Genomic DNA, 6,097 nt, shown 5'->3' with positions numbered 1-6,097 from the left:
ATCGCCGCGCCGAGGACGCCGCCGGTCCGGCGGACGGCGCCAGGCCCGAGGGCAGCGGCCAACGGGACGGTCGCGGGGACTACCCCTGATGCCGACGCGACGCTCGCGGAAAGGCCGCAGCAGGGCGCGCCCGCGCCGAATTAAATGCGAATGATTTGCAATTGCATTTTTGATCGCCTATCTTGATGGTGTTCTTTGGAGCATCGGAGACGCGCAGATGTGCTTGCTCGCACGCAGTTTATTGCCCGGCCTTGCGTTCGCCGCGGTGCTGGCGGCCCTGACCGCCGCCGGCCCCGCCGCCGCCGAGGAGAAGGCCCCAGCGAAATTCAAGGCCGTGACCACCTTCACCGTCATCGCCGACATGGCGAAGAACGTGGCCGGCGACGCGGCGATCGTGGAATCCATCACCAAGCCCGGCGCCGAGATCCACAATTACCAGCCCACCCCCGGCGACCTCATCAAGGCCCAGGGCGCCAACCTCATTTTGTGGAACGGGCTGAACCTGGAGCTCTGGTTCCAGAAGTTCTTCAGCCGACTGAAGGGCGTGCCGAGCGTCGTGGTGTCCGACGGCGTCGCGCCCATGGGCATCGGCGAGGGCCCCTACAAGGGCAAGCCCAACCCCCATGCCTGGATGTCGCCCGAGGCGGCGCTGATCTACGTGGACAACATCCGAGACGCCTTCGCCAAATACGACCCGAAGAACGCCGCCACCTATGCCGCCAATGCCGAGGCCTACAAGGCCAAGATCCGCGCCGCCGCGGCGCCGATCCGCGCCCGGCTCGACACGGTGCCGCCGGAGCGGCGCTGGCTGGTGACGAGCGAGGGCGCCTTCTCCTATCTCGCCCGCGACTTCGGGCTGAAGGAGCTGTATCTTTGGCCCATCAACGCCGACCAGCAAGGCACGCCGCAGCAGGTGCGCCGGGTGATCGACCGGATGCGCGCCGACAAGATTCCGGTGATCTTCTCCGAGAGCACCATCTCCCCCGCCCCGGCCGAGCAGGTGGCGCGCGAGACCGGGGCGCGCTACGGCGGCGTGCTCTATGTGGATTCCCTGAGCGAGCCGGACGGCCCGGTGCCCACCTATCTCGATCTGCTCCAGGTGACCACCGGCACCATCGCCAAGGGGCTCGGCGCGGGGCTGACCCAGTGAACGCGCCGGTCGCTCCCGCTTTGGCGTCCGCCGATGCCGGCGCGGCCGGCTCCGGCCTCTGCGTGCGCGACGTGACCGTGACCTACCGCAACGGCCACACTGCGCTGCGCGACGCCTCGTTCGAGATTCCCACCGGCACCATCACCGCGCTGGTGGGCGTGAACGGCTCGGGCAAGTCGACCTTGTTCAAGGCCATCATGGGCTTCGTGCGGGCGGCGCGGGGCTCCATTTCGATCCTCGGCCAGCCGGTGCGGGCGGCGCTGAAGGCCAACCTCGTCGCCTATGTGCCGCAGGCGGAGGAGGTGGACTGGACCTTCCCGGTGCTGGTCGAGGACGTGGTGATGATGGGCCGCTACGGCCACATGAACCTTTTGCGCATGCCCCGCCCGGCCGACCGCGCGGCGGTCGAGGCGGCGCTCGCCCGCGTCAACATGCTGGAGTTCCGCACCCGGCAGATCGGCGAACTCTCCGGCGGCCAGAGGAAGCGCGTCTTCCTCGCCCGCGCGCTCGCCCAGGACGCCCGCGTGATCCTCCTGGACGAGCCCTTCACCGGCGTCGACGTGAAGACCGAGGACGCCATCATCACCCTGCTGAAGGCGCTGCGCGACGAAGGGCGGGTGATGCTGGTCTCCACCCACAATCTGGGCAGCGTGCCGGAATTCTGCGACCGCACCGTTCTGGTGAAGGGCACCGTGCTGGCCTATGGCCTCACGTCCGAGATCTTCACCCAGGCGAACCTGGAGAAGGCGTTCGGCGGCGTGCTGCGCCACTTCGTGCTGGACGAGAGCCACGCCGCCACCCCCGGCACGCTCGGCGTGCTCACCGACGACGAGCGCCCCCTGGTGCTCTACCGCGACCGCCCGGCCCAGAGCGGCACCGCGGGCTCCAGCGAGGGGCTCGGCTGATGGGAGGACGTGACGGGAAAACCCGGGCGCCCCGGCCGGACTGGAGCGGATCAGCGGAAGGAGAGCCGGGGCCCAGCGCAAAAGTCGCCGCAGGCGGCTCTTTGCCGGCACTGCCGGCGACGGATTGCCTGCTGCGCAGGACTTTCCCCTGGCCCCCGGATCGGCGCTCCAGCTGCGCTGTCGCTTGTCCGGGGCACCGCGCGTCATCCTCCGGCTTGACCGGAGGATCCATCGCGCCGCCGATGCACTGGCATTGGCCGGCGTACGCCGGCTCGTCCCCGTGGATCCCGCGGTCAAGCCGGGGGATGACGGCGCGCGTGCGGAGGGGTTCTGCCCATGAGCCTCTCCCTCCTCCTCGAACCGTTCTCCTACGGCTACATGGTGAACGCCATGTGGGTGTCGGCGCTGGTGGGCGCGGTGTGCGCCTTCCTCTCGGCGTTCCTGATGCTCAAGGGCTGGTCGCTGATCGGCGACGCGCTCTCCCACGCCATCGTGCCGGGGGTGGCGGGGGCCTACATGCTGGGCCTGCCCTTCTCCATCGGCGCCTTCTTCTCCGGCGCGCTGGCGGCAGGCGCCATGCTGTTCCTCCAGGAGCGCACCAGGCTGAAGGAGGATGCGGTGATCGGCCTGATCTTCACCTCCTTCTTCGGGCTCGGCCTGTTCATGGTCTCGCTCTCGCCCACCTCGGTGAACGTGCAGACCATCGTGCTCGGCAACATCCTCGCCATCACCCCGGAGGACACGCTCCAGCTCGCCGTGATCGGCTTCGTCTCGCTGGGGCTGCTGCTCGTCTTCTGGAAGGACCTGATGGTGACCTTCTTCGACGAGAGCCATGCCCGCACCATCGGCCTCAATCCGCTGGCCCTGAAGGTGATGTTCTTCACGCTGCTGGCCGCCTGCACGGTGGCGGCGCTGCAGACGGTCGGCGCCTTCCTGGTGATCGCCATGGTGGTGACGCCGGGCGCCACCGCCTATCTCCTCACCGACCGCTTCCCGCGCCTGATCGCCCTTGCGGTCGCCATCGGCGCCGGCACCAGCTTTGTCGGCGCTTACCTGTCCTATTTCCTCGACGGCGCCACCGGCGGCATCATCGTCGTGCTGCAGACGCTGATCTTCCTCGCCGCCTTCGTGTTCGCCCCCAAGCACGGCATGCTGGCGGCGCGGCGCCAGGCGGCGCTGGCGCTCAAGCGGGAGGCGTGAGGATGGCGACGCTGCTCCTGCCCTTCCAGTTCGATTTCATCGTCACCGCGCTCGTCATCGCCGCTGTGGTGGCGGTGCCCATGGCGCTGCTCTCCTGCTTCCTGGTGCTGAAGGGCTGGTCGCTCATGGGCGACGCGGTCTCCCACGCGGTTCTGCCGGGCGTGGTGCTGGCCTATATCGCCGGCCTGCCGCTGGCCTTCGGCGCCTTCGTCGCCGGCATGGTGTGCGCGCTCGCCACCGGCTTCTTGAAGGACAACAGCCGGGTGAAGGAGGACACGGTGATGGGCGTCGTGTTCTCCGGCATGTTCGGGCTGGGGCTGGTGCTCTACACCAAGATCCAGACCGACGTGCATCTCGACCACATCCTCTTCGGCGACATGCTGGGCGTGAGCTGGGGCGACATCGCCGAGAGCGCGCTCATCGCCGGCCTGGTGACGCTGGCGCTGCTGGCGAAATGGCGCGACCTGCTGCTGAACGCCTTCGATCCCGCCCAGGCCAAGGCGGTGGGGCTGAACACCGCCCTGCTGCATTACGGGCTGCTGGTGATGCTCTCGCTGACCATCGTCGCGGCGCTGAAGGCGGTGGGGATCATCCTCGCCGTGTCGCTGCTGATCGCGCCCGGCGCCATCGCGTTTCTCGTCACCCGCCGCTTCGGCTGGATGCTGGTGACGGCGGTTCTGGTGGCCGTCTCCTGCGCGCTGGCGGGGGTCTACCTCTCCTTCTTCCTCGACAGCGCGCCGGCGCCGACCATCGTGCTCTTGATGACGACGGTGTTTGTCGGGGTGTTCGTGCGGGGGCGGGTGATGGTCAAATCTTTATCTGGGAATGAAATATAGTTGACCACAACCATGATCTTAGAACATGAGCTAATTTTGGATTTGGCCCGGCGATACCCGCCAACAGATCGCCAAGCGACGGTTTCGGCATTCGCCGATTGGATATTTAACATTTCTCATGGAATGAACGGCAATAACCAGAATTCTTTTATTAGAAGCCGTCAGATAGGTATGGGATTTGAAAAGGCGCTAATGAAATTAGCGCGAGAACGGACTGTCCATGCAGGACAAAAACGGACTGTGAATTGATTCACAGAGATCCGTTAAATAGCGAAAATGATAATTTCTTTATTACAAATTTGTCTATAAATGGAGAACCCCTACAAGGGAGGCCGGATATTGTTTTAAAGAATACCCGCTCCAATGAGATTGATATTTTAGAACTCAAATGCTCGCCTAGCCCTGTGCGCCCGTGGCCGAATTTAAAGGTCCAACTATGGTGCTATGGACAAATAGATCAGTGGGCAAAATTTGATAAGATTCGCGTATCCGGGATTGTCTATAATCCAAAATATAGTATCGAAGAACAACGTGATCGGGGGTATCCGAAACGCATTGGTCCGTGGATGATGAGTGACGATAGATTTAATTTAGAATGCCGTGAATTATGGGATATTTATCATGATTGGGTGGTAAAATATTAAGTTAATCTATGACAATTTCTTAGGCCCATTATCCTCCTTGACGCCCCCACCCCACAGGCGTAACCCCATCCGCGGGACACCTCCCCCCAACGGGAGGCGCCCATCTGTAAGGATGGATGACATGACGACGAATCCTGCTCCGGCCTCGCGCCCGGAAAACCCGAACTTTTCCTCCGGCCCCTGCGCCAAGCGCCCCGGCTGGTCGCTGGACCAGCTCTCCGACGCGCCGCTCGGCCGCTCGCACCGCGCCAAGGTGGGCAAGGTCAAGCTCAAGGAAGCCATCGAGCTCACCCGCGAGGTGCTTGAGGTTCCCGCCGACTACCGCATCGGCATCGTCCCCGCCTCCGATACCGGCGCCGTCGAGATGGTGCTGTGGTCCATGCTCGGCGCCCGCCCGGTGGACATGCTGGCCTGGGAGAGCTTCGGCGAAGGCTGGGTGACGGACGTCGCCAAGCAGCTCAAGCTCACTGACGCGCGCACCCTTTCGGCGCCCTATGGCGAGCTGCCCGACCTCACCCAGGTCGACTTCTCCCACGACGTGGTCTTCACCTGGAACGGCACCACCTCCGGCGTCATGGTGCCGGATGCCGAGTGGATCCCGGCCGACCGGGCCGGCCTCACCATCTGCGACGCCACCTCGGCGGCGTTCGCGCAGAAGCTCGATTTCGCCAAGCTCGATGTGGTCACCTTCTCCTGGCAGAAGGTGCTCGGCGGCGAGGCGGCGCACGGCATGCTCATCCTCTCTCCCCGCGCGGTGGAGCGGCTTGAGACCTACAAGCCGGCCTGGCCGCTGCCGAAGATCTTCCGCATGACCAAGGGCGGCAAGCTGATCGAGGGCATCTTCGAAGGCGAGACCATCAACACCCCGTCCATGCTGTGCGTCGAGGACTATCTCGATGCGCTCAAGTGGGCGAAGAACATCGGCGGCCTGTCGGCGCTCCAGGCGCGCTCGAACCGCAACTTCGAGGCCATCGCCCAGTGGGTGTATCGCACCGCTTGGGTGGACTTCCTGGCCAAGGACCCGGTGACGCGCTCCAACACCTCGGTGTGCCTGAAGGTGGTGGATGCGGACGTGACCGCGCTGCCCGCCGACGCCCAGGCGGCGTTCGCCAAGGCCATCGCCTCGGGCCTCGAGAAGGGCGGCATCGCCTACGACATCGGCGCCTATCGCGACGCCCCGCCCGGCCTGCGCATCTGGTGCGGCGCCACCGTCGAGCGCTTCGACGTGGAGGCGCTGACCCACTGGCTCGACTGGGCCTTCAACGAGGCGAAGTCCGCGCTGCCCAAGGCGGCGTGACGGCGAGGGGGCGCGGGGCGCACGTTGCCGCTGGCGCGCCTGGTCCCTCTCCCGTTCGCGGGAGC

Annotated in this window: 6 protein-coding genes; all 6 read left to right on the top strand. The window is 65.5% G+C overall.

Features of this window, described 5'->3' with window-relative positions:
* Positions 1-217: 217 nt before the first annotated feature.
* Entirely contained in the window at positions 218-1,150 is a 933-nt protein-coding gene (locus AC2W7M_RS18225) for a metal ABC transporter substrate-binding protein (protein WP_486133836.1), read from the top strand.
* Complete coding sequence (locus tag AC2W7M_RS18220; RefSeq protein ID WP_486133834.1) at positions 1,147-2,055, top strand: manganese/iron ABC transporter ATP-binding protein; 909 nt, start codon at positions 1,147-1,149, stop codon at positions 2,053-2,055. Before AC2W7M_RS18225 ends, AC2W7M_RS18220 begins: the two co-directional genes overlap by 4 nt.
* Positions 2,056-2,391: 336 nt before the next feature.
* Positions 2,392-3,255 carry a metal ABC transporter permease gene (locus AC2W7M_RS18215; protein WP_486133832.1) on the top strand — a complete coding sequence of 288 codons (864 nt, stop codon included), beginning with the start codon at positions 2,392-2,394 and terminating at the stop codon, positions 3,253-3,255.
* Positions 3,256-3,257: 2 nt separating this feature from the next.
* On the top strand, positions 3,258-4,091 hold the full coding sequence (locus AC2W7M_RS18210) for a metal ABC transporter permease (protein WP_486133830.1): 834 nt from the start codon (positions 3,258-3,260) through the stop codon (positions 4,089-4,091).
* Between the two features lie 245 nt (positions 4,092-4,336).
* Positions 4,337-4,735, top strand: a complete 399-nt coding sequence (locus AC2W7M_RS18205; protein WP_486133828.1) for a hypothetical protein — start codon at positions 4,337-4,339, stop codon at positions 4,733-4,735.
* A 121-nt stretch (positions 4,736-4,856) separates the two neighbouring features.
* Complete coding sequence (locus AC2W7M_RS18200) at positions 4,857-6,032, top strand: phosphoserine transaminase (RefSeq protein WP_486133827.1); 1,176 nt, start codon at positions 4,857-4,859, stop codon at positions 6,030-6,032.
* Positions 6,033-6,097 lie beyond the last annotated feature (65 nt).

It is taken from the genome of Xanthobacter sp. BG11Y11_SDJG, assembly GCF_057364445.1.
Note: the sequence above shows the minus strand (reverse complement) of the source record. Positions and strands in the feature narration are given on the sequence as shown.

Excerpts from the sequence above, each read along its gene's own strand:
- AC2W7M_RS18215 (WP_486133832.1), top strand. The coding sequence starts at position 2,392 with ATGAGCCTCTCCCTCCTCCTCGAACCGTTCTCCTACGGCTACATGGTG.
- AC2W7M_RS18210 (WP_486133830.1), top strand. The coding sequence starts at position 3,258 with ATGGCGACGCTGCTCCTGCCCTTCCAGTTCGATTTCATCGTCACCGCG.
- AC2W7M_RS18225 (WP_486133836.1), top strand. The coding sequence starts at position 218 with ATGTGCTTGCTCGCACGCAGTTTATTGCCCGGCCTTGCGTTCGCCGCG.
- AC2W7M_RS18200 (WP_486133827.1), top strand. The coding sequence starts at position 4,857 with ATGACGACGAATCCTGCTCCGGCCTCGCGCCCGGAAAACCCGAACTTT.